Here is a 20,176-nt window from a genome sequence, read left to right as displayed (position 1 = left end):
GGCAGATGATTTATCTATTCCAAATTATTATTCAACACATGAAAATAATCGGTAAACTACCTTACATTGCTTAAACGTGAGATACTTTTTCATCGTTAAAGTTTTACAGGATTGTGTTATGACAGCCTATGCCTTTGCTCATATCGTCCATTTATTCTGCGCGGTTATTTTTGTCGGCGGCGTGTTTTTTGAAACATTGATACTCAGTGCGATTCACAGCAAACAGGTTTCCCGCGAAACACGCAAAGAAGTCGAAAATGCTATCTCCCGACGCGCCACCCGGGTTATGCCTTTTGTTGTGATCGGCGTGTTTTTATCCGGATTAGTCATGGTTCACCGCTACACTTCTGCTTTCACGCAACCGTTTGGTTCTTCCTTTTCGATACAGCTCGTTTTCAAAATTGCTTTGGCATTAAGCGTTTTGGTGCATTTCATCATTGCAGTCAGAAAAATGAGACGCGGCACATTGACTCCGGCTTGGTCTAAATATATTCACAGAGCAGTCCTATGCCATATGATACTGATTGTGTTGCTGGCAAAAACTATGTTTTATCTGTCTTGGTAAATGCCTGTCTGAAAAACCGTCTTTCAGACAGGCATTATGATGCTGAGCGTTTGACTAAACGTAAACAAAGTGAACCCGTGCGCAGCATCGGTTTATATACCTGCACACCATTCTCTTGCTCCGCAGTACAATCAGCTGTCCCACATTCAACTTAAATATTCAGGAATCTCTAAACAAAATGGAATCTCAAATATCGGTGGGTACGCCCTTATTTTATGGTGTGTTTTTAGTTGCCGTTTTGATCATGATTGCAATCGATATGCTGTCGCTGAAAAAAGCAGGCGCACACAAGGTCAGCGTAAAAGAAGCTTTGACATGGTCGCTCATCTGGGTTGCCGTTTCATGCGCTTTTGCAGGCTGGCTCTATTAGGAACTGGCCCATAACCAGTCGATCGGCCAAGCAGTTGCCGCACAAAAAGTGATGGCGTTCTTTACCGGCTATGTGCTTGAAAAATCTTTGGCGGTTGACAACCTTTTCGTGTTTCTGATGATTTTCAGCTACTTTAAAGTTCCTCCCCAATACCAGCACCGTGTACTGCTTTACGGCGTGTTCGGCGCTATCGTTTTACGGGCACTCATGGTATTTATCGGAGCTGTGTTAGTTAGGGAGTTTTCATGGGTCTTGTATATCTTCGGCGCTTTCCTGCTCTACACCGGCCTGAAAATGCTCAAACACGGCGAGAATAACGAACAAGAAGACCTGTCGCAAAACAAAATGCTGATTTGGCTTCAAAAGCACATCCGTGTCAGCCACAAATTAAACGGCGAGAAATTCTTTACCATTGAAAACGGTAAACGGGTTGCCACTCCCCTATTACTGGTTTTAATCATGGTTGAACTCTCGGATATCGTATTTGCCGTTGACAGCATTCCTGCCATTTTTGCGATCACCACCGATCCCTTTATCGTCTTAACCTCTAACATCTTTGCCATCTTAGGTTTGCGTGCCATGTATTTCCTGCTGGCCGGCATTGCAGACCGTTTCGTTTTCCTCCACTACGGCCTAGCCTTTGTACTCAGCTTTATCGGTATCAAAATGTTGATTGCCAAATGGACGCACATACCCGTGGGCATTTCACTTGCCGTCGTATTCGGCGCACTGGGGCACATCTATTTTGATTTCCTTATTGCACAGCAGGCAGCAACAACGAAACTAACCTCCCTGCCGAAGCACCGGCAAAAGCATTACCGCCGCCCAAACAATGCCTGTCTGAAACTTTTTTCAGACAGGCATTGTTTAAAACCCCGTTGTAAAACAGCCTCAAAATTTTACCTTTCTTCACACATCTTCCTACCGCTCGAATATTTTTACACCATTCTATCCGCCACAGATTGAATAGGTTTGTTTTACGAGGTAAACTCTCACTATTAAATTTTTTTATGGTAACCATTTCAAAATGAATACCGTTTTTGACGTGAAATCTGCGCGTCTTGATGCCCTCGCGCTACAAATCCACACAGGCGATTTAGGAAAATTAGATCAAGCCTTAAAACAACGGGCGACACAATATAAAGAACTCAACATGCCGCTCCTGCTTGACATGCAGGACTTTGAAGACCCCGCCGACCTCAATGTCGGCGGCATTGCTTCGCTGATTAGAAGCCATGGTTTGGTTCTGGCCGGTCTGCGCCATCCACACGAACAATGGAACCAGATTGCCTCGAAACACGGGCTGCCTTTCTGCCAAATCGGCAATCCCACAAGCTCGGAAACAGCACCTACCCCGATACCCCAGCCCGAGCCTGTTTCACAATCGCCTCAGGCAACCGTCATCAGCAAACCCACCGTTTTCGTTTCCTCGCCCATCCGGTCAGGCCAGCAAGTGTATGCAGAAAACGGCGACCTGATTGTAACCGGCATGGTCAGCAAAGGAGCAGAACTCATTGCCGACGGCAATATCCATATCTATGGCCCGATGCGGGGGCGTGCATTAGCCGGCGCTGCCGGCAACCGGAAAGCCAGAATCTTCATTCATTCGATGCAGGCCGAACTGGTTTCCGTGGCTGGTATCTACCGCACTTTCGAACAAGACCTGCCACCGCATCTCAACCACAAATCCGTGCAGGTATACCTGCAAGAAGACCGTTTAATCATCAGCGCAATCGACGCAGAATAAGATGATGGTAAAATCAATCAATATTAATCAAATCAACAGAAGGAAACACCGTGGCAAGAATCATTGTAGTAACTTCAGGTAAAGGCGGCGTAGGTAAAACCACTACCAGCGCCAGCATCGCAACAGGTTTGGCTTTACGCGGCCACAAAACCGCCGTTATCGACTTCGACGTAGGCTTGCGCAACCTTGATCTCATCATGGGCTGCGAACGCCGAGTGGTATACGATTTAATTAACGTTATCCAAGGAGAAGCAACACTCAACCAAGCATTGATTAAAGACAAACATTGCGACAATCTGTTTATCCTGCCCGCTTCGCAAACACGCGACAAAGACGCGCTGACTCAAGAAGGCGTAGAGAAAGTGCTCAACGAGCTTACCGAGAAAATGGATTTCGAATATGTCATCTGCGACTCTCCGGCAGGTATTGAAACCGGTGCATTGATGGCACTTTACTTTGCTGATGAAGCCATCATCACCACGAACCCGGAAGTGTCCAGCGTTCGCGACTCAGACCGCATTTTGGGCATTTTGGGCAGCAAAAGCCGTAAAGCAGAAAAAGGCGAAAGCGTTAAAGAGCATCTGTTAATCACCCGCTACTCGCCGGAGCGCGTTGCAAAAGGCGAGATGCTCTCCGTGCAAGATATCCAAGACATCCTGCGCATTCCGCTAATCGGCGTGATTCCCGAATCGCAAAACGTATTACAGGCTTCCAATGCCGGCTCTCCGGTAATCCACCAGCAAGATGCCGTTGCCGCTCAAGCTTATAAAGACGTAATTTCCCGTTTATTGGGCGAAAACCGCGAAATGCGTTTTCTGGATGCCGAGAAAAAAGGCTTCTTCAAACGCCTGTTCGGAGGTTAACACATGGCTTTAATTGATATCCTGTTTGGCAGGAAGCCCAAAACCGCACAAGTTGCCCGCGACCGTCTGCAAATCATCATTGCACAAGAGCGGGTAAAAGAGCAAGCTCCCGACTACCTGCCAACCTTGCAAAAAGAATTGCTGGAAGTATTGTCGAAATACGTTCATGTTTCCTTGGATGACATCCGCATTTCCCAAGAAAAACAAAATGGGCTTGATGTGCTTGAATTAAACATCACGCTGCCCGACCAAAAAAAAGAAAGCTGAAAATGACCCTGACCGAATTACGCTATATCGTTGCTGTGGCGCAAGAGCGGCACTTCGGTCGCGCCGCGCAGCGCTGTTTTGTCAGCCAACCGACACTTTCTATCGCGATTAAAAAGCTGGAAGAAGAACTGGCAGTGTCTCTGTTTGACCGCAGCAGCAGCGAAATCATCACCACAGAGGCAGGTGAGCGCATTATCGCGCAAGCGCGCAAAGTGCTTGAAGAAGCGGAAATCATCAAACATTTGGCTACGGAAGAGCAAAATGAATTGGAAGGTGCTTTCAAACTTGGTTTGATTTTTACCGTAGCCCCTTATCTTTTGCCCAAGCTGATCGTTTCCCTGCGGGAAACTGCGCCCAAAATGCCTTTGATGCTGGATGAAAATTACACCAATGTCCTCACCGAGTCACTCAAACGCGGCGATTTGGATGCCATTATCGTAGCAGAACCTTTCCATGAGCCGGGCATAGTCAGCATGCCGCTTTATGACGAACCGTTTTTTGTTATCGTTCCTAAAGGGCACCCGTTCGAAGAGCTGGATGCGGTCAGCACACACCAGCTTTCCGAAGAACAAGTATTGCTGCTTACCGAAGGCAACTGCATGCGCGACCAAGTTTTAGATAGCTGTTCGGAGCTTGCTTCCCGCCAAAAGATTGTAGGGCTGACCAACACCTTGCAGGGCAGCTCTATCAATACTATCCGCCACATGGTCGCCAGCGGTTTGGGCATCAGCGTATTGCCGGCAACCGCCTTAACAGAAAACGATCATATGCTGTTCAGCATCATACCGTTCGAAGGCAAGGCTCCTGAGCGCCGTATCATTTTGGCTTACCGCCGAAATTTCATTCGGCCAAAGGCATTGTCAACAATAAGAAACGCTATTTTAAAATCCCAATTAGCAGGTGTAACGTTTATAAAAGACGAAGCAGCGCTTAAATAAAGTATTTATAGTTGAACTATGTCCAACACATGAAAAAATAGTCAATGCCTGTCTGAAACTTAAGTTTCAGACAGGCATTGACTATTTTCAATCAAATCAGTTTTTCATACAAAGCAACAAGCCGAAGACAATGCAAGTAGAACGAGACTGATGTTGTTGCTGCTTTAAGCAACTTATAAAGTATTTATTGGTGGTAATGCTTTAAGAATCTTGCAAGTTTGGCCATTGCCTCTTCCAGTTGATGCACATAAGGCAAAGTTACCACGCGGAAATGATCCGGCTTAGGCCAATTGAATCCGGTGCCCTGCACCAGTAATACTTTTTCCTGCTTAAGCAAATCAAACACAAACTGCATATCATCGTGAATGTTATACATTTCCGTGTCAATTTTCGGAAAAAGATACATCGCTCCTTTCGGTTTTACGCATGTAATGCCGGGAATTTGCACCAACATTTCATAAGCTTTATTCCGCTGCTCCAACAACCTCCCTCCGGGAAGCACCAAATCATTGATGCTTTGATAACCGCCCAATGCCGTTTGAATAGCGTGCTGCATCGGCGTCGTGGCGCACAACCGCATAGACGCAAGCATATCCAACCCTTCAATATAGCCTTGTGCTTGCCTTTTGGGACCATTGAGCACCATCCAACCTTGGCGGAAACCGGCCACACGATAAGATTTGGAAAGCCCGTTAAATGTAACGGTCAGCAAATCGGGAGCCAGCGCGGCAATATGATGGTGCACTGCACCGTCGTACAGAATTTTGTCGTAAATTTCATCCGCAAAAATCAACAGATTGTGGGTGCGGGCAATTTCTGCAATTTCCAGCAGGATTTCTTTGCTGTACACCGCGCCGGTAGGATTGTTCGGATTGATAATAACAATGGCTTTGGTATTCGGCGTAATCTTTGATTTGATATCCTCAATATCAGGAAACCATTCATTTTCTTCATCACACAAATAATGGCGCACCGTGCCGCCGGCCAAAGTAGCTGCCGCCGTCCAAAGAGGATAATCAGGCGCAGGAATGAGGATCTCATCACCCGCATCCAAAAGCGCCTGCATGGCCATAGTGATTAATTCGGACACTCCGTTTCCGATATAAACATCATTAACCGTAATATCGCGCAGGCCTTTGGTTTGGTAATAATGAACAATGGCTTTTCGAGCAGAATAAAGACCTTTCGAATCGCAATAACCTTGCGAAGAAGGCAGATTGCGGATAACGTCCACCAAAATCTCGTCGGGCGCCTCAAAACCGAAAGGTGCCGGGTTGCCGATATTCAACTTCAGGATTTTATGGCCTTCCTCTTCAAGACGAAGGGCTTCTTTATGCACCGGTCCGCGGATGTCGTAGCAAACGTGATCAAGCTTATGAGATTTAGGGAAACGTTCCATTTTGGCTGTGTCCTGATTTAAATTTGATTAGTTTGGAAATGTACTCCGTTTTAGCAACAATTTAAAGGGGATAGCATGAGAAAATTCGGTTCCGATTCAAGATGCCTGTCTGAAAAAAGCCTTTCAGACAGGCATCGGTAAAGCATATTCAGTTTGATATAAAACTTGCTATAATCAGCGCTGAATAACCACATTAATCAAAAAGACCGCCTTATGAGCAGCACGCCATTACTAGACACCATCAACCTGCCGAGCGACCTGCGTTGTTTGGAAAAAACGCAATTACCCCGGCTTGCCAACGAATTGCGCGAATTCCTGTTAGAAAGCGTGAGCAAAACCGGCGGTCACTTTGCCAGCAATCTCGGCGCCGTAGAGCTTTCCATCGCCCTACATTATGTGTACAACACACCCGACGACCATCTAGTTTGGGATGTCGGCCATCAAAGCTATCCGCATAAAATCCTGACCGGCCGCCGCAACCGGATGCATACCATGCGCCAACACGGCGGTTTGGCCGGCTTTCCCAAACGCAGCGAAAGCGAATACGACGACTTCGGCGTAGGCCATTCATCCACCTCCATCGGTGCTGCATTGGGCATGGCCGTTGCCGATAAACTGGCCGGTCGGAGCAACCGCAGCGTTGCCATAATCGGCGATGGTGCAATGACCGCCGGACAAGCCTTTGAAGCGCTAAACAATGCAGGCGACATGGATGTCAACCTGCTTGTGATTTTGAACGACAACGAAATGTCTATCTCGCCGAATGTAGGCGCGTTTCCCAAATACCTAGCCAGCAATGTCGTGCGCGATATGCACGGCGTATTAAGCACCATTAAAACCCAAACCGGCAAAGTGCTGGATAAATTGCCCGGCGCTTTAGAAATCGCACAAAAAGTCGAACACAAAATCAAAGCCATTGCCAGCGAAGGCGACCACATCAAACAATCGCTTTCCCTCTTTGAAAACTTCGGATTTGAATATACCGGCCCGGTGGACGGCCATAATGTCGAGCAACTGGTTGATGTATTGCGCGAAATGCGCAGCAGAAAAGGCCCCCAGCTTTTGCACGTGATCACCAAAAAAGGCAACGGCTACAAATTGGCTGAATGCGACCCTGTGAAATATCATGCCATCGGCAAAACTCCGGCACCGCCGGAAGCCGATAAACCGGCTGCCCCGCCCAAACCCACCTATACCCAAATTTTCGGCCAATGGCTGATAGATCAAGCCCAAGCCGATAAAAGGTTGGTGGCCATCACGCCTGCCATGCGGGAAGGCAGCGGCTTGGTCGAGTTCGAACAACGCTTTCCCGAGCGCTATTTCGATGTGGGTATTGCCGAACAACACGCCGTAACCTTTGCGGCAGGTTTGGCCTGCCAAGGCGCCAAACCCGTAGTGGCGATTTACTCCACCTTCCTACAACGCGCATATGACCAATTGGTGCATGACGTTGCCTTACAAAACCTGCCAGTCATGTTTGCCGTGGATCGCGCCGGCATTGTCGGTGCCGACGGGCCTACCCATGCAGGCGTATACGATTTGAGCTTCCTGCGCTGCATCCCGAATATGGTCATTGCCGCTCCCAGCGACGAAGCCGAATGCCGCCTTTTGCTTTCCACATGTTACGCATTGGATGTGCCGAGCGTTGTGCGCTACCCGCGTGGTTCCGGCAACGGCACCACTCCCGCCGCAAACCTGGAAACCGTCGCACCGGGCAAAGGCATTATCCGCAGGCAAGGCGAAAAAACCGCCATTCTCGCATTCGGCAGTATGGTGCAGCCCGCCTTAGGCGCAGCGGAAAAAATCAATGCCACCGTAGCCGATATGCGCTTTGTCAAACCGCTTGACGAAACATTGATTCTGCAACTTGCCCGCGAACACGATTACCTCGTCTGCACAGAAGAAAACGCAGAGCAAGGCGGTGCGGGCAGCGCAGTATTAGAGCTTTTGGCAAAACACAAAATCTGCAAACCCGTATTGCTGGCCGCAATCGAAGACACCGTTACCGAGCATGGCGACCCCGCCTTATTGCTTGACCAATTGGGCTTGAGCGAAGCGGGTCTGACCAAGCAGATTCAAGCGTGGCTGGCGAACTAAACCAATCAATTTTCCACATGATTTCATCATGCTTTGAGTTTGGCTTGGGTGTAACGAACCTGCTATTTTCTAGATTCATGCACTATGCGGCCAAACAGAAAATGCCTGTCTGAAAACTTTTCAGACAGGCATTCTACTTAATTAACGGCTTGCGCCCAAATTACTCCAACACCACTTCCACACGACGCGCCTCAGCATCATTGCCCTTACCGGCTTCCGTGTTTTCAGGTTTACGCAATTCAATCTGGCTTTCCGGAACACCAAAGCCCAGCAAAGCATTGCGAACCGCAAAAGCTCGGCGCTTCGACAATTCCGCGTTAACCGCATCGCTGCCCGTGCTGTCATTAAAACCTGAAATTACCGCCTTTCTGCCCTCTTTCACACCAGCCAACACGTCTTTAAGCGCTTCTTCTGCATTGGCGGCCAAGTCGGCTTTACCGGTAGCAAAATAGAATTTGACAATACCGTTTTCAACGATAACGTTGGCGCTGTCAGCAGCAACCGATGCAGGAACAGGATCGGCCGGTGTTTCGGCTAAAGCCTGCCCACTCGGGCTGCTGGCAGCCGATGCCGCTACCACCACAGTTTCCGCAGATGCAGGCAAAACGGTTTCCACCACCGTTTCACTTGCAGCAGCGCCGGAAGCTGCCACCACCTGAACCGTTTCGGAAGCCGCTTGGCCATATTTCGGAGAACCTTCGATTTTACCGCTCTCCCAACCGTAAACCGCATAAAACAGAATCGACAACACAGACAAAGCCGCCGCGCCGCCTGCTATCCATAAACCGATACGTTGTTCTTTGTGATCATCATTATTGTCAGCCATCATACAGCTCCTTTGTAGAAAATCAGAAAATACAAAATAGATAAAATTTGCCGCATTATACCGAAAAACTGACGCCATGCTAGCCTGAAACCGGTCAAAAGGCTAAAATGCAGCCTTTACTATTCATCACTTGCGTGAAATTCCAAAATGCTTACCTTCCAACAAATTATCTTCAAACTGCAAAATTTCTGGGCCGAACGCGGCTGCACCGTTTTACAACCCTTCGATATGGAAGTCGGCGCCGGCACCAGCCACCCCGCCACCTGCCTGCGCGCATTAGGCCCCGAGCCGTGGTATGCCGCTTACGTACAACCCAGCCGCCGCCCCAAAGACGGCCGCTACGGCGACAACCCCAACCGCCTGCAACACTATTACCAATTTCAGGTGGCCTTAAAACCCGCTCCGGCCGACATTCAAGAACAATACCTTGATTCACTGCGCGAACTGGGCATCGACCCGCAAGTTCACGATATCCGCTTTGTCGAAGACGACTGGGAAAACCCCACCCTCGGCGCTTGGGGTTTGGGCTGGGAAGTATGGCTCAACGGCATGGAAGTGACCCAATTTACCTATTTCCAACAAGTCGGCGGCATCGACTGCACACCCGTTTTAGGCGAAATCACCTACGGCATCGAACGCCTCGCCATGTATCTGCAAGGCGTGGAAAACGTATATGACTTGGTATGGTCCAAAACTCCCGACGGCCAAACCATCACTTACGGCGACGTTTACCACCAAAACGAAGTGGAACAATCCACCTATAATTTTGAATACGCCAACGTCGAACTCCTGCTGCAAAACTTCAACAACTTCGAAGCCGAAGCCAAGCGTTTGCTTGAAGTGGAAGACACCTCGCTGGCACTGCCCGCCTACGAAATGGTACTCAAAGCCGGCCACACCTTTAACCTGCTCGATGCCCGCGGCGCCATTTCCGTAACCGAACGCGCCACTTACATAGGCCGCATACGCACTTTGAGCCGGATTGTGGCGCAAAAGTTTGTGGAGAGCAGAGAGCAATTGGGTTTCCCGCTGATTAAGAACAAAGCTGCGTAAATAAATTTTTTATAACACTTTATTCAAACAGCTTTCCAATGCCTGTCTGAAAAAAGGTTGAGCGGGATGAAGTAATGTATCTTAGCTTTCATTTCAATGCTGTACTTGTATGCCTTTTTTCCACCCAAACTTGATGGTGATGTGTGGACGCAAGCTGCTTCAGCGCCCGTGCCTTTAGCAAAGCTTTTTCCTGAATCCGAAACCTTATGCATACAATCCCCATATGGTTTTCCTGAAGAAATGGAAGCAGCTCTTGGTACCAAAGTGGAGAGGTTGACCATGCTGGATAATGAAGGTCTGGCCATTTGGTGGCTGTTTGATAAAGATAAAAAAGTACAGAAAAAATTGACTGTTTTGGAAAGAAAGGGTGTTTACGACGGCACAGGTTTGCGCGACTGCCATGCCGTATCCACTCAATGCCTGATCATTTCTGAAAAAAAGCCGGAATACAGCCGGTATAGGTTTGAAGCGTGCAGGCAAAACAATTAATGCCTGTCTGAAAACTTAAAAATTTTATGCCGCATTACCACTGCACACCCAGCCGACGGAAAATCCGTAAGATGAACGCCCGCCAACGCAAAAAATTTTATGTGGGCGAATATCAAAACCTGGTTTTCAGCGTGCGCGGCAGCCTGATGCCGGAATATCAAAGCGCAGCATATTTTGAACAGTTTATCAATGACGTAATAGATTGGGTGCACGCAAACTCAATGTGCCTGGTAAGCGGAGGTACGGCGGAAAACTTTTTCATCATGTTCGACCATACCAAACACCCGCCGCACAACATCACGCCGATGCAACGGCAAATGTTGATTGAATGGCTGGTTGCACGAAAAGATATGCAACACCTACGCGCCGGCAAATTGATTGACGGTTTTTACGGTGATGAAACCGAATACAATCAATGCAATCAAATTCATAAATAAAGGCTGTCTGAAAACCACGTTTGGCCTTACTGATAAAACACATTGACTTTATGATAGAAAAACTTACCTTCGGCCTCTTTACGAAAGAAGATTCGCATAACTTTATGCGGCTACTAAAATATGTCCGCCCCTACAAAGCCCGTATCATTTGGGCTTTGCTTGCCATCTTCGGCGTAGCCGCCACCGAAAGCTATTTGGCCGCCTTTATCGCACCCTTAGTGAATCAGGGTTTTGCAGCTCCCACCACACCACCTGAACTCAATGCCGCTAGCGGGATCATCGCCACTCTTCAAAACTGGAAAGCGCAATTTACCTACATGATTTGGGGCACGCCCGAAAAAGTGTGGATTGTGCCGGTATTTTTCATCATTTTAATCTTGATACGCGGTGTATGCCGTTTCGCCAGCACTTATCTGATGACTTGGGTTTCAGTCATGGCCATCAGCCACCTGCGCCGCGACATGTTTAATAAAATGCTGCTCTTATCTTCAAAGTTTCATCAAGAAACACCTTCCGGCCATGTGTTGATGAACATGGTTCAGCTGGCCGATCAATCCATCAGTAACGCCAGCAACGTGTTTATCACGCTCACACGCGACACCCTTATCGTTATCGGTTTGGTGTGCGTGCTGCTTTATCTCAACTGGCAGCTCAGTTTGATAGTTGCACTAATGTTCCCTTTGTTGTCGCTTCTCTCACGCTACTACCGTAACCGACTGAAAAATATTATCTTCAGCGCACAGCAAAGCATCGGTACTCTGAACAGCGTGGTTAACGAGGTTCATCAAGGGCATCGTGTAGTCAAACTTTTCGGCGGGCAGAAACAAGCATCCGAACGCTTTGCCGAAGTCAACAACACCATTGTCCGCTTAGGCAAAAAAATTACCCAAGCCGCCGCCGCACGCTCACCTTTCAGCGAGCTGATTGCCTCTCTTGCCTTAGCCGTGGTGATTTTCATTGCCCTGTGGCAGAGCCAAAACGGCTACACCACCATTGGCGAATTTATGGCCTTTATTGTGGCTATGCTGCAAATGCTCAGCCCCATCAAAAACCTCGCCAACATCAGCATCCCCATGCAAACCATGTTTTTGGCATCAGACGGCGTTTGCCAGTTCTTAGACACCACACCTGAAAAAGACACCGGCACTAAAACCCTACATAATGTTTCAGGCCACCTGAAATTTGAAAACATTGATGTCTGTTATCGTGAAGACAGCAAAAAAGCTTTAGACAACTTCAATTTGGACATTAAGCCCGGCGAACGTGTAGCTTTAGTGGGGCGCTCGGGCAGCGGCAAAACCACCGTTGTAAACCTGCTACCACGCTTTGTGGAACCAAGTGCGGGAGCAGTGTATTTAGACGGTGAAAACATAGCAGACCTGACTCTATCGAACTTGCGTGCACAATTCGCACTCGTATCGCAAGACGTATTTTTATTTGACGACACCCTGTTGGCCAACGTGCGCTACGGCCGCCCAGAAGCAAGCGAAGAAGAAGTATTGACCGCTCTCAAAGCCGCTAATCTGCAAGACTTGGTAGAAAACTCACCTCACGGACTACACCAACCTATCGGAGCCAACGGCAGCCAACTCTCCGGCGGTCAACGGCAACGTGTTTCCATTGCACGCGCTATTTTGAAAGATGCTCCAATTTTGCTTTTAGATGAAGCTACGAGCGCATTAGATAACGAATCCGAACGCTTGGTTCAGCAAGCACTAGAACGCTTAATGCACGGACGTACCAGTATTATCGTCGCCCACCGCCTAACAACTATTGAACAAGCGGATCGTATTATTGTGATGGATGATGGTCATATCATAGAAGAAGGCACACATAGCGAATTGTTACGGAAACAGGGTTACTATGCAGCATTAAGCAACATGCCGAAATCAGGAGAATAGGCTTCGCAATCGGCTTGCATCTGAACATATGAAAATAATTCTAATTTTTTAGAATATAACGAACCCAAGGTACTACCCATGAATAATTCAAACCATCTCCCGCTTGTATCGGTGATGATCCCATACTACAACTGCCAAAAATATATTATAGAAACCATTGATTCAGTAGAACAACAAACCTATCCCAATATTGAAATCATTATTGTCAATGATGGTTCTTCAGAAGAAGACACCCTCTTTTTAATTGACTTATTGAAAAATAAATCACACATTAAATATTTTTACCAAGAAAATAAAGGATTATCAGCAACCCGTAATGCTGCGGCAACTTATGCACACGGGGAGTATTTCTTATTTTTAGATGCTGATGATGTTATTCTCCCCACTTATATCAGCCAAAGCGTAGAAATATTAGAAAAATCTCCGGAAGTCAAACTGGTTTATCCCTTATCAGAATTTTTTGGAGCGCAAACAGGAATTTGGCAACTACCACCTTATGAAGGATTAAAAAGTATTTTATTGGGAAACAGAATTCCCTGCATTGCCATTCATCGTGCAACACACTTCCGCTTATCGGGTGGATTTGATGAGTCTTTACCGACTCATGAAGATTGGGATTTATGGATTCGAATGTTGGCCGAAGGGGGGGAGGTATTTCAAATTCCAGAAGTACTCTTCCGTTATCGGAAGAGAGATGATGGTTCATCCTTAATACATCAACTACAATGTAATCCACTTTTATTAAAAGACCATATCCAGCGGGTTTATATTAAAAATAATACTATTTTTATGCAAAACCAGCTCAGCTATTGGGATTTGCTACAAATATTTTGGCAACATCAGGATATGGATTTAAGTCTTTCCCAGTTACAGGAAGAAAAAAACAGTTTTTTAAACAGCAACTTAAATAATAAAAAATTAATTTCTGATTTAATAAAACAAAATGAAGCCTTAGATTTAGGTATTTCTCAGTTACAGGAAGAAAAAGCCAATATTCTAAATGCAAATTCAAGCAATCAAAAATTAATTTCCGATTTAATCAACCAAAAGCAGGATTTGGAAAAAATTTTAGCTTCTTTGGAAAGTAAAAATGATGTTTACACAAAATCATTAGTAATCAAAATTTTAAAGCCACTAATTAAATTAGAAAAATCCATCAAGTCCGGCAACCGTTACAGAAATCTTTTCCGCAAATTAATGAAAGATGAAGGAGGATTCCGTGAAGCATGGAAAACATGCCAACCGATCTATCAATCAGAAGGAACCAGAGGTGTTAAAAACTTCTTAAAAAGCAGAACGTACCAACAAAAAAGTTATTATCCCTTGGATCTTAACAATGAAATAGTGATTTTAACAACAAAGCATACATATTTCATTGCCAAATTGTTTAGTCAAAGTTTAAAAAAAATTAATATTTCCACAAAAATCATTTTTGAAATGCCTAAAAAGGGATATACAAAGCAATGGCATATTGTTATTTGCCCGCAAATGTTTAAAAAGCTGCCTAAACATTATTTAGCTTTTCAAATGGAACAAAGTATTTCACACAGATGGTTTACTAAAGAATATTTTTATCGCTTGAAAAATGCAGAGTATATTTTTGATTATTCTGCTCAGAATATTCATTTCTTACAAGAAAATGATATTCCTTTTAACCAATTATATTATTTACCCGTAGGAATGCTGCATACCGAAATGGAAAACAATATCAATCAAGAATTTGAATACGATGTTGCTTTTTACGGCGATCCCAATTGCGAACGCAGACAGCTGTTCCTCAATAAGCTCCGTGAAAAATTTTCGGTAAAAGTTATTTCCGAAGTATTTGGAGATGATTTATATGCTTTATTGAAAAAAGCAAGAATTATTGTCAACATCCACTATTATGAAAATGCTTTATTGGAAACCACTCGTTTGTATGAATGCTTATCGCTTAATAAACTCATCGTTTCCGAAGTAGGAAGCGATCAAACACAGCATCCCGAATTGGAGAATTTAGTTGATTTCGTCGAAATAGGCGATGTTGATTCTATGATAGATAAAATTTCCTATTGGTTAAAAACACCTACAGAATTCAATAATCAATTACAAAAAATTCAAGCAGAAAGTAAAAAAGTTAGCAAATTTGAATTCTATTTTTATCGCTTTTTATTGGCTCAAGATTTGATAAATTTTGATACTTTCTATAATTTATGTGCAGACTATATTCAACCAAATAATGATTTTTGGTGTTTGAGTCTGCCTGAATCGGTATTGCGCAGACAAGATTTTGAACGCGACAACAAATACAATATCTGGATATTTCCAGGATTACGTCATAAGATAGGCTGGGTGGGCTGTGGGCTGAGCTACAAATTTATGATGAAGATTGCAGAAAAATTGAACTTACCGCAAGTCAGCATTTGCGAGGATGATGTATTGTTCGACAGCCAATTTGAACAAAGATACAACCATATCAAACAAGATTTGACCAATAGCAAAGAACCTTGGGATATTTTCTCCGGTCTAATAGCAGATTTATCTGAAAAATCAGAAATATATCTTTCCACCGTTCAATCACAAACAGAAAAGTTCTATGGTATCAATCAACTTGTTAGTACCGTTTTGAATATATATAACCAATCGGCTTATTCTAAGATTTATAGCTGGGATAATCTTAAACATACAACAGATAATACGATTGACCGTTATATTGAAACGCATGGAGGAATCAAAGGTTTAATTGTTTCACCTTTTTTAGTAAGCCATAAAGAAGAGCTGTTTTCAACTTTATGGGGACAACAAAACACCATGTATAAAGATCTAATCAATAAAAGCCAAAACCTTCTAAATCAGAAAATATCTAAAGTTTTAGTTGAAGAAATAAAGCCATTTAAAAAATAGCATAATTAATTTGAAAGTTAACTGCAAATGTATTCCTCTTGTTTATTAATCGAACTCCTCACCGAAGAGCTCCCCCCCAAAGCCCTCAACAACTTGGGCAACAGCCTTGCCGCTTCTATCGTCGAAGGCTTGGAAAAAGAACAATTAATCGAAGGTGCGCCCGAATACACCACCTACGCTTCGCCCCGCCGCTTGGCCGTGCAAGTGAAAAACGTTAAAGCTGCACAGGCCGACCGTTTGGTGGTAAAAAAAGGCCCGAGCGTTGCCGCGGGTATGAAAGACGGCGTGCCCACCAAAGCGCTGGAAGGCTTTGCCCGCTCTTGCGGTATCGATATTGCCAGTCTGAAAATCGACAACGACGGCAAACAAGATGTGTATGCCTACGAATTCACCCAACAAGGCCAGCCTTTGGCAGCCTTAATCAGCGATATTTTGGCGCAAGCCGTGAAAAAGCTGCCGATTCCGAAAGTGATGCGCTGGGGCAGCAGCACACATACCTTTGTGCGCCCGGTACACGGTTTGGTGGTCATGCACGGCGCAGACACCGTACCGGCTTCGGTATTGGGTTTGAACAGCCGCAACCACACTCTCGGCCACCGCTTCTTGAGCAGCGGCGACATCGTATTCCCAAATGCTGACAGCTATGCCGAAAAAATGCGCCATGAAGGAAAAGTGATTCCTTCGTTTGCCGAACGCAAAGCCGCCATTCAGACGGCCTTAAACCAACAGGCAGGCCGTCTGAACGCCACGGTTGCCGCCGACGAAGCCCTGCTCGACGAAGTTACCGCGCTGGTAGAATGGCCGGTGGTATTGGAGGCCGGTTTTGAAGAACACTTCCTCGCCGTGCCGCAGGAATGCCTGATTCTCACCATGCAGCAAAACCAAAAATACTTCCCGCTGCTCGATCAAAACGGTAAGCTGATGAACCGCTTCCTGCTGGTTTCCAACCTGCAAGCCGAAGACCCGAGCCACATCATCCACGGCAACGAACGCGTATTGCGAGCCCGCCTGTCTGATGCCGAATTTTTCTACAAGCAAGACCAAAAAGCCACTTTGGAAAGCCGCCTGCCCAAACTGGAAAACGTGGTGTACCACAACAAACTGGGCAACCAAGCCGAGCGCATCAGCCGCCTGATGAGCATCAGCGGCCACATCGCCAAAGCATTGGGCGCCGACGTTGCCGTTACCGAACGCGCCGCCCGCTTGGCCAAAGCCGACCTCGTTACCGAAATGGTCGGCGAATTCCCCGAACTGCAAGGCACCATGGGCAAATACTACGCCCGCTTGGACGGCGAAAGCGAAGAAATCGCCCAAGCCATCGAAGCGCATTACCAACCGCGTTTCGCCGGCGACGACTTGCCGCAAAGCACAACCGCTACCGCCGTGGCGCTGGCCGACAAACTGGAAACCCTCGTCGGCATTTGGGGCATCGGCCTGATTCCCACCGGCGACAAAGACCCCTACGCCCTGCGCCGCTCCGCACTGGGCATCTTGCGCATGTTGATGCAGCACGATTTGGACATCAACGACCTGCTTCAGACGGCCTACAACAGCTTCCCGCAAGGCAAACTCGCCGACAACACCGTTGCTGAAGTCGCCGACTTCATGCAGGCACGTTTGGCCGTGCTGCTGCAAAACGACCATCCGCAAGACATCGTCGCCGCCGTATTGGCCAAACAACCCAGCCGTTTAAACGACCTTGCCGCCAAACTGCAAGCCGTGGCCGCGTTCAAACAACTGCCCGAAGCCGCCACCCTTGCCGCCGCCAACAAGCGCGTGCAAAACCTGCTCAAAAAGGCCGATGCCGAATTGGGCGCAGTAAACGAAAGCCTGTTGCAGCAAGACGAAGAAAAAGCCCTGTTCTCCGCAGCGCAAGCTCTGCAACCGAAAATCGAAGCCGCATTGGCCGCCCAAGATTTTCAGACAGGCCTGTCTGAATTAGCCAGCGTGAAGCCACAGGTAGATGCTTTCTTCGACAATGTGATGGTAATGGCCGACGATGCCGCCGTAAAACAAAACCGCCTGAATCTGTTGAAACAACTGGCGGATTTGATGAATGCCGTGGCGGATATCGCACTTTTGAGCGAGTAAGCAAACCGTACCGGACAGCTTGACTTTAAACAAGCTGTCCGAATTACGTTAAGGATAAAGATACATGATGAATAAACCCACCGTGTTACTCGGTATGATTAACGACGCTGGTATTGCAAAAATCGTCGCTCAATCATTAAGTTATCACGGATTTGAAGTTATTGATTTTTCCTTAGACTCTCTGACTTTCCAGTATCCTGATTTCAAAACGCGTCTACTCACACAGTGGCAAAAACTACTCGGCAACTCGGAAGCAAAAAAAGAACTTATGGTTAGCCTTAAACGCCGTCAATTAAATGACCAGCTTGCCCGCCATTCCCAATTCGATTATGCGCTATTTATCCGTTCTGACGTGTATCCGGAAAGCTTTTTACGGGAAATAAAAAACCGTAGCCAAACCATGGTAAATTATCAATGGGATGGTTTGGAACGCTTCTCCGCCGCGGCCAAACAAATGATGCTTTTCGATCGCTTTTATGTATTTGATCCCGATGATTTACAGCGTTTTGAAAAAAAAGTATTGCCGGCAACCAGCTTCTATTTCGACCATTTTCCCGAGCTTTCAACACAAACATCCAATCAAATTTATTTTTTAGGCGCTCACCGGGAAGACCGCAAAGAACCCATCATCCGCTTTTGCCAACATGCAGAAACGGCCGGCTGGCACCTTGATTTTCAAATTGCCTGCCCCGGAAATCCACAGGCCAAACAAGAATATCCGGTAGGCAATATACGTTTCCATGAGGGTATTTCCTACCTGGAAAATATAAACCTCGCCCGAAGCTGCCGAGTTTTAGCCGATTTTGTCATAAGCACCCATAAGGGCTTGTCTTTACGCACATTCGAAGCACTAGGTTACCGAAAAAAACTGATTACCACCAATACTCAAGTGGCCAAATACGATTTTTACCATCCCGACAATATCTATATTTGGGACGGTAAATCGTTTGATGGAATGAGCGAATTTCTCGCCTCGCCTTATCATGAAATAGATGAGACCATCCGACAAAAATACAGCTTCGGAAACTGGATCCGCTATATTCTAAACATTGAACCTAATCAAACCATCAGCCTGCCCCAACCGCAAACAGAACCAAATCATGAATAAAAAAACTGTTATTTTGGCTATGCCGCCAATATTCAACATTTACCAATCCATAGCAGACAACTTACGTTATCACGGCTTCGATGTCGTAGAGCTCGTTTATGAAGAAGACAAATTTGTTTACACCAGCCTGTGGGCACGGATTAAAAAGCTTTACTACCGCAATCTGCTGCGCCGGCGCGAATACAAAAAAGAAGAATTGTTCAAACCTTTCCTACCGGGCTTTATGCGCCAGCTCGACGGCATTAAAGGGCAGGCCGATTATTGCTTTATGATTTGGCCGGGCGTATTTCCCAGCTCATTTATGCAGACTTTACGTGATAAAAGTAAACTGATGGTGCACTATAATTGGGAAACGTTAGAATTTTTGGAACACGAATTTTATAAAATCCGCTATTTCGACAAATTTCTTTTTTTCGACCCTTATGATATAGGCAAGCGCCCCGAATATGCTGAAAAGCTGATTCCCATTACCAGCTTTTGGTTTGATTGCTACCCTCAAGAAGAAACATCGCAAGGCAGCCTGTTTTTTATTGGATCTCATGCCAAACAGCGCATTCATGATATCCGACTTTTCTACCATACCGCCAAAGAAATCGGTTTACCCGTAGATTTCCATATCGGTGCTCCTGATCCTTTAAAAGCCCACAAAGAGCTTGATTTGCCGGACGTGAATTATTTTGCCTTTACCGATGCTTTATCCTACCGCGAAAATTTGAGGATGGTGCAGCGGTCGGGAATTTTAGTAGATTTTTTAAACAATAAACATTATGGCTTGTCGCTGCGTATCTTTGAAGCCATCGGCTACGATAAAAAGCTCATCACTACCAACCCCACTATCGTCCACTACGATTTTTATCACCCCGATAATATTTTTGTGTGGAACGGCAGCAATATCAACGAACTTAAAGCGTTCATGTTGCGTCCCTACCAACCTTTACCACAATCGATCAAACATAAATACAGCTTTGGTAACTGGATAAACTTCGTATTCGATATCAAGCCCAATATTCCGATAAGCTTACCGAGCTTACCGAAAAAATGAATTTACTTCTATTACAACGGCATTATTGTACCTTGCCGTACTGGCTTACTGTCTTCAGCTTGCTGCCTGATATCAAAAATTAAATTGATTAACTGTGTCA

The 20,176-nt window shown here is 46.0% G+C and carries 17 protein-coding genes and 1 pseudogene; 15 read left to right on the top strand and 3 right to left on the bottom strand.

Going from position 1 to position 20,176, the window contains the following annotated elements; genetic code table 11:
- Positions 1 to 118 precede the first annotated feature (118 nt).
- Together EL143_RS05255 and EL143_RS05250 are read left to right on the top strand one after the other, a co-directional pair.
- On the top strand, positions 119 to 565 hold the full coding sequence (locus tag EL143_RS05255; protein ID WP_085416535.1) for a CopD family copper resistance protein: 447 nt from the start codon (positions 119 to 121) through the stop codon (positions 563 to 565).
- Between the two features lie 178 nt (positions 566 to 743).
- Positions 744 to 1,722, top strand: a pseudogene (locus tag EL143_RS05250) (TerC family protein).
- Here the strand turns inward: EL143_RS05250 and EL143_RS12715 are convergent.
- The gene (locus EL143_RS12715) at positions 1,690 to 1,848 is read right to left on the bottom strand and encodes a hypothetical protein (RefSeq protein ID WP_232001358.1); all 159 of its coding nucleotides are present in this window, start codon (positions 1,846 to 1,848) and stop codon (positions 1,690 to 1,692) included. The pseudogene EL143_RS05250 and the gene EL143_RS12715 sit on opposite strands and share 33 nt — an antisense overlap.
- A 114-nt stretch (positions 1,849 to 1,962) precedes the next feature.
- On the opposite strand from EL143_RS12715, the gene minC reads away from it, so the two are divergent.
- Genes minC through EL143_RS05230 form a run of 4 tightly spaced genes read left to right on the top strand, consistent with a single transcriptional unit; the run spans position 1,963 to position 4,750 of the window.
- A complete protein-coding gene (gene minC / locus EL143_RS05245) occupies positions 1,963 to 2,682 on the top strand; it encodes a septum site-determining protein MinC (protein WP_085416534.1) in 720 nt (239 codons plus the stop codon).
- A gap of 50 nt (positions 2,683 to 2,732) precedes the next feature.
- Positions 2,733 to 3,545: a septum site-determining protein MinD gene (gene minD / locus EL143_RS05240; protein ID WP_085416533.1), complete on the top strand. Its 813-nt coding sequence runs from the start codon at positions 2,733 to 2,735 to the stop codon at positions 3,543 to 3,545.
- Positions 3,546 to 3,548: 3 nt separating this feature from the next.
- Entirely contained in the window at positions 3,549 to 3,812 is a 264-nt protein-coding gene (gene minE / locus EL143_RS05235; RefSeq protein WP_085416532.1) for a cell division topological specificity factor MinE, read from the top strand.
- A 2-nt stretch (positions 3,813 to 3,814) separates the two neighbouring features.
- Positions 3,815 to 4,750, top strand: a complete 936-nt coding sequence (locus EL143_RS05230) for a hydrogen peroxide-inducible genes activator (RefSeq protein WP_085416531.1) — start codon at positions 3,815 to 3,817, stop codon at positions 4,748 to 4,750.
- Between the two features lie 184 nt (positions 4,751 to 4,934).
- On the opposite strand, the gene EL143_RS05225 is transcribed toward EL143_RS05230, so the two are convergent.
- On the bottom strand, positions 4,935 to 6,149 hold the full coding sequence (locus EL143_RS05225) for a pyridoxal phosphate-dependent aminotransferase (RefSeq protein WP_085416530.1): 1,215 nt from the start codon (positions 6,147 to 6,149) through the stop codon (positions 4,935 to 4,937).
- Between the two features lie 213 nt (positions 6,150 to 6,362).
- Between EL143_RS05225 and dxs the strand changes: the two genes are divergently transcribed.
- Positions 6,363 to 8,246, top strand: a complete 1,884-nt coding sequence (gene dxs / locus EL143_RS05220) for a 1-deoxy-D-xylulose-5-phosphate synthase (RefSeq protein ID WP_085416529.1) — start codon at positions 6,363 to 6,365, stop codon at positions 8,244 to 8,246.
- Between the two features lie 160 nt (positions 8,247 to 8,406).
- Here dxs and EL143_RS05215 read toward each other — a convergent pair whose 3' ends face one another.
- Positions 8,407 to 9,072, bottom strand: a complete 666-nt coding sequence (locus EL143_RS05215) for an OmpA family protein (protein ID WP_085416528.1) — start codon at positions 9,070 to 9,072, stop codon at positions 8,407 to 8,409.
- Between the two features lie 147 nt (positions 9,073 to 9,219).
- Between EL143_RS05215 and glyQ the strand changes: the two genes are divergently transcribed.
- From glyQ to EL143_RS05175, 8 genes are all read left to right on the top strand, one after another.
- Positions 9,220 to 10,125 (top strand): glycine--tRNA ligase subunit alpha, encoded by a 906-nt coding sequence (gene glyQ / locus EL143_RS05210; protein ID WP_085416527.1) that lies wholly within the window; start codon positions 9,220 to 9,222, stop codon positions 10,123 to 10,125.
- A gap of 240 nt (positions 10,126 to 10,365) precedes the next feature.
- Complete coding sequence (locus EL143_RS05205) at positions 10,366 to 10,614, top strand: hypothetical protein (protein ID WP_126326640.1); 249 nt, start codon at positions 10,366 to 10,368, stop codon at positions 10,612 to 10,614.
- A gap of 71 nt (positions 10,615 to 10,685) precedes the next feature.
- Complete coding sequence (locus tag EL143_RS05200; protein WP_158087833.1) at positions 10,686 to 11,051, top strand: 50S ribosome-binding protein YggL; 366 nt, start codon at positions 10,686 to 10,688, stop codon at positions 11,049 to 11,051.
- Between the two features lie 50 nt (positions 11,052 to 11,101).
- Positions 11,102 to 12,952: a lipid A export permease/ATP-binding protein MsbA gene (msbA, locus tag EL143_RS05195; RefSeq protein WP_085416524.1), complete on the top strand. Its 1,851-nt coding sequence runs from the start codon at positions 11,102 to 11,104 to the stop codon at positions 12,950 to 12,952.
- 78 nt (positions 12,953 to 13,030) lie between these two features.
- On the top strand, positions 13,031 to 15,835 hold the full coding sequence (locus EL143_RS05190; RefSeq protein WP_085416523.1) for a glycosyltransferase family A protein: 2,805 nt from the start codon (positions 13,031 to 13,033) through the stop codon (positions 15,833 to 15,835).
- A 27-nt stretch (positions 15,836 to 15,862) separates the two neighbouring features.
- Positions 15,863 to 17,926, top strand: coding sequence for a glycine--tRNA ligase subunit beta (gene glyS / locus EL143_RS05185; RefSeq protein ID WP_085416522.1), 2,064 nt, complete (start codon positions 15,863 to 15,865; stop codon positions 17,924 to 17,926).
- Between the two features lie 67 nt (positions 17,927 to 17,993).
- Positions 17,994 to 19,034, top strand: coding sequence for a CgeB family protein (locus EL143_RS05180; protein ID WP_085416540.1), 1,041 nt, complete (start codon positions 17,994 to 17,996; stop codon positions 19,032 to 19,034).
- The gene (locus EL143_RS05175) at positions 19,027 to 20,076 is read left to right on the top strand and encodes a hypothetical protein (RefSeq protein WP_085416521.1); all 1,050 of its coding nucleotides are present in this window, start codon (positions 19,027 to 19,029) and stop codon (positions 20,074 to 20,076) included. Before EL143_RS05180 ends, EL143_RS05175 begins: the two co-directional genes overlap by 8 nt.
- Positions 20,077 to 20,176 lie beyond the last annotated feature (100 nt).

The organism is Neisseria canis (assembly GCF_900636765.1).
Taxonomy (GTDB): domain Bacteria; phylum Pseudomonadota; class Gammaproteobacteria; order Burkholderiales; family Neisseriaceae; genus Neisseria; species Neisseria canis.
Note: the sequence above shows the minus strand (reverse complement) of the source record. Positions and strands in the feature narration are given on the sequence as shown.

Coding starts and splice junctions, on each gene's coding strand:
- EL143_RS05225 (WP_085416530.1), bottom strand. CDS start 6,149: ATGGAACGTTTCCCTAAATCTCATAAGCTTGATCACGTTTGCTACGAC.
- EL143_RS05255 (WP_085416535.1), top strand. CDS start 119: ATGACAGCCTATGCCTTTGCTCATATCGTCCATTTATTCTGCGCGGTT.
- EL143_RS05175 (WP_085416521.1), top strand. CDS start 19,027: ATGAATAAAAAAACTGTTATTTTGGCTATGCCGCCAATATTCAACATT.
- msbA (WP_085416524.1), top strand. CDS start 11,102: ATGATAGAAAAACTTACCTTCGGCCTCTTTACGAAAGAAGATTCGCAT.
- EL143_RS05230 (WP_085416531.1), top strand. CDS start 3,815: ATGACCCTGACCGAATTACGCTATATCGTTGCTGTGGCGCAAGAGCGG.
- EL143_RS05190 (WP_085416523.1), top strand. CDS start 13,031: ATGAATAATTCAAACCATCTCCCGCTTGTATCGGTGATGATCCCATAC.
- EL143_RS05180 (WP_085416540.1), top strand. CDS start 17,994: ATGAATAAACCCACCGTGTTACTCGGTATGATTAACGACGCTGGTATT.
- EL143_RS05215 (WP_085416528.1), bottom strand. CDS start 9,072: ATGGCTGACAATAATGATGATCACAAAGAACAACGTATCGGTTTATGG.
- dxs (WP_085416529.1), top strand. CDS start 6,363: ATGAGCAGCACGCCATTACTAGACACCATCAACCTGCCGAGCGACCTG.
- minC (WP_085416534.1), top strand. CDS start 1,963: ATGAATACCGTTTTTGACGTGAAATCTGCGCGTCTTGATGCCCTCGCG.
- glyQ (WP_085416527.1), top strand. CDS start 9,220: ATGCTTACCTTCCAACAAATTATCTTCAAACTGCAAAATTTCTGGGCC.
- glyS (WP_085416522.1), top strand. CDS start 15,863: ATGTATTCCTCTTGTTTATTAATCGAACTCCTCACCGAAGAGCTCCCC.
- EL143_RS05200 (WP_158087833.1), top strand. CDS start 10,686: ATGAACGCCCGCCAACGCAAAAAATTTTATGTGGGCGAATATCAAAAC.
- minE (WP_085416532.1), top strand. CDS start 3,549: ATGGCTTTAATTGATATCCTGTTTGGCAGGAAGCCCAAAACCGCACAA.
- EL143_RS05205 (WP_126326640.1), top strand. CDS start 10,366: ATGGAAGCAGCTCTTGGTACCAAAGTGGAGAGGTTGACCATGCTGGAT.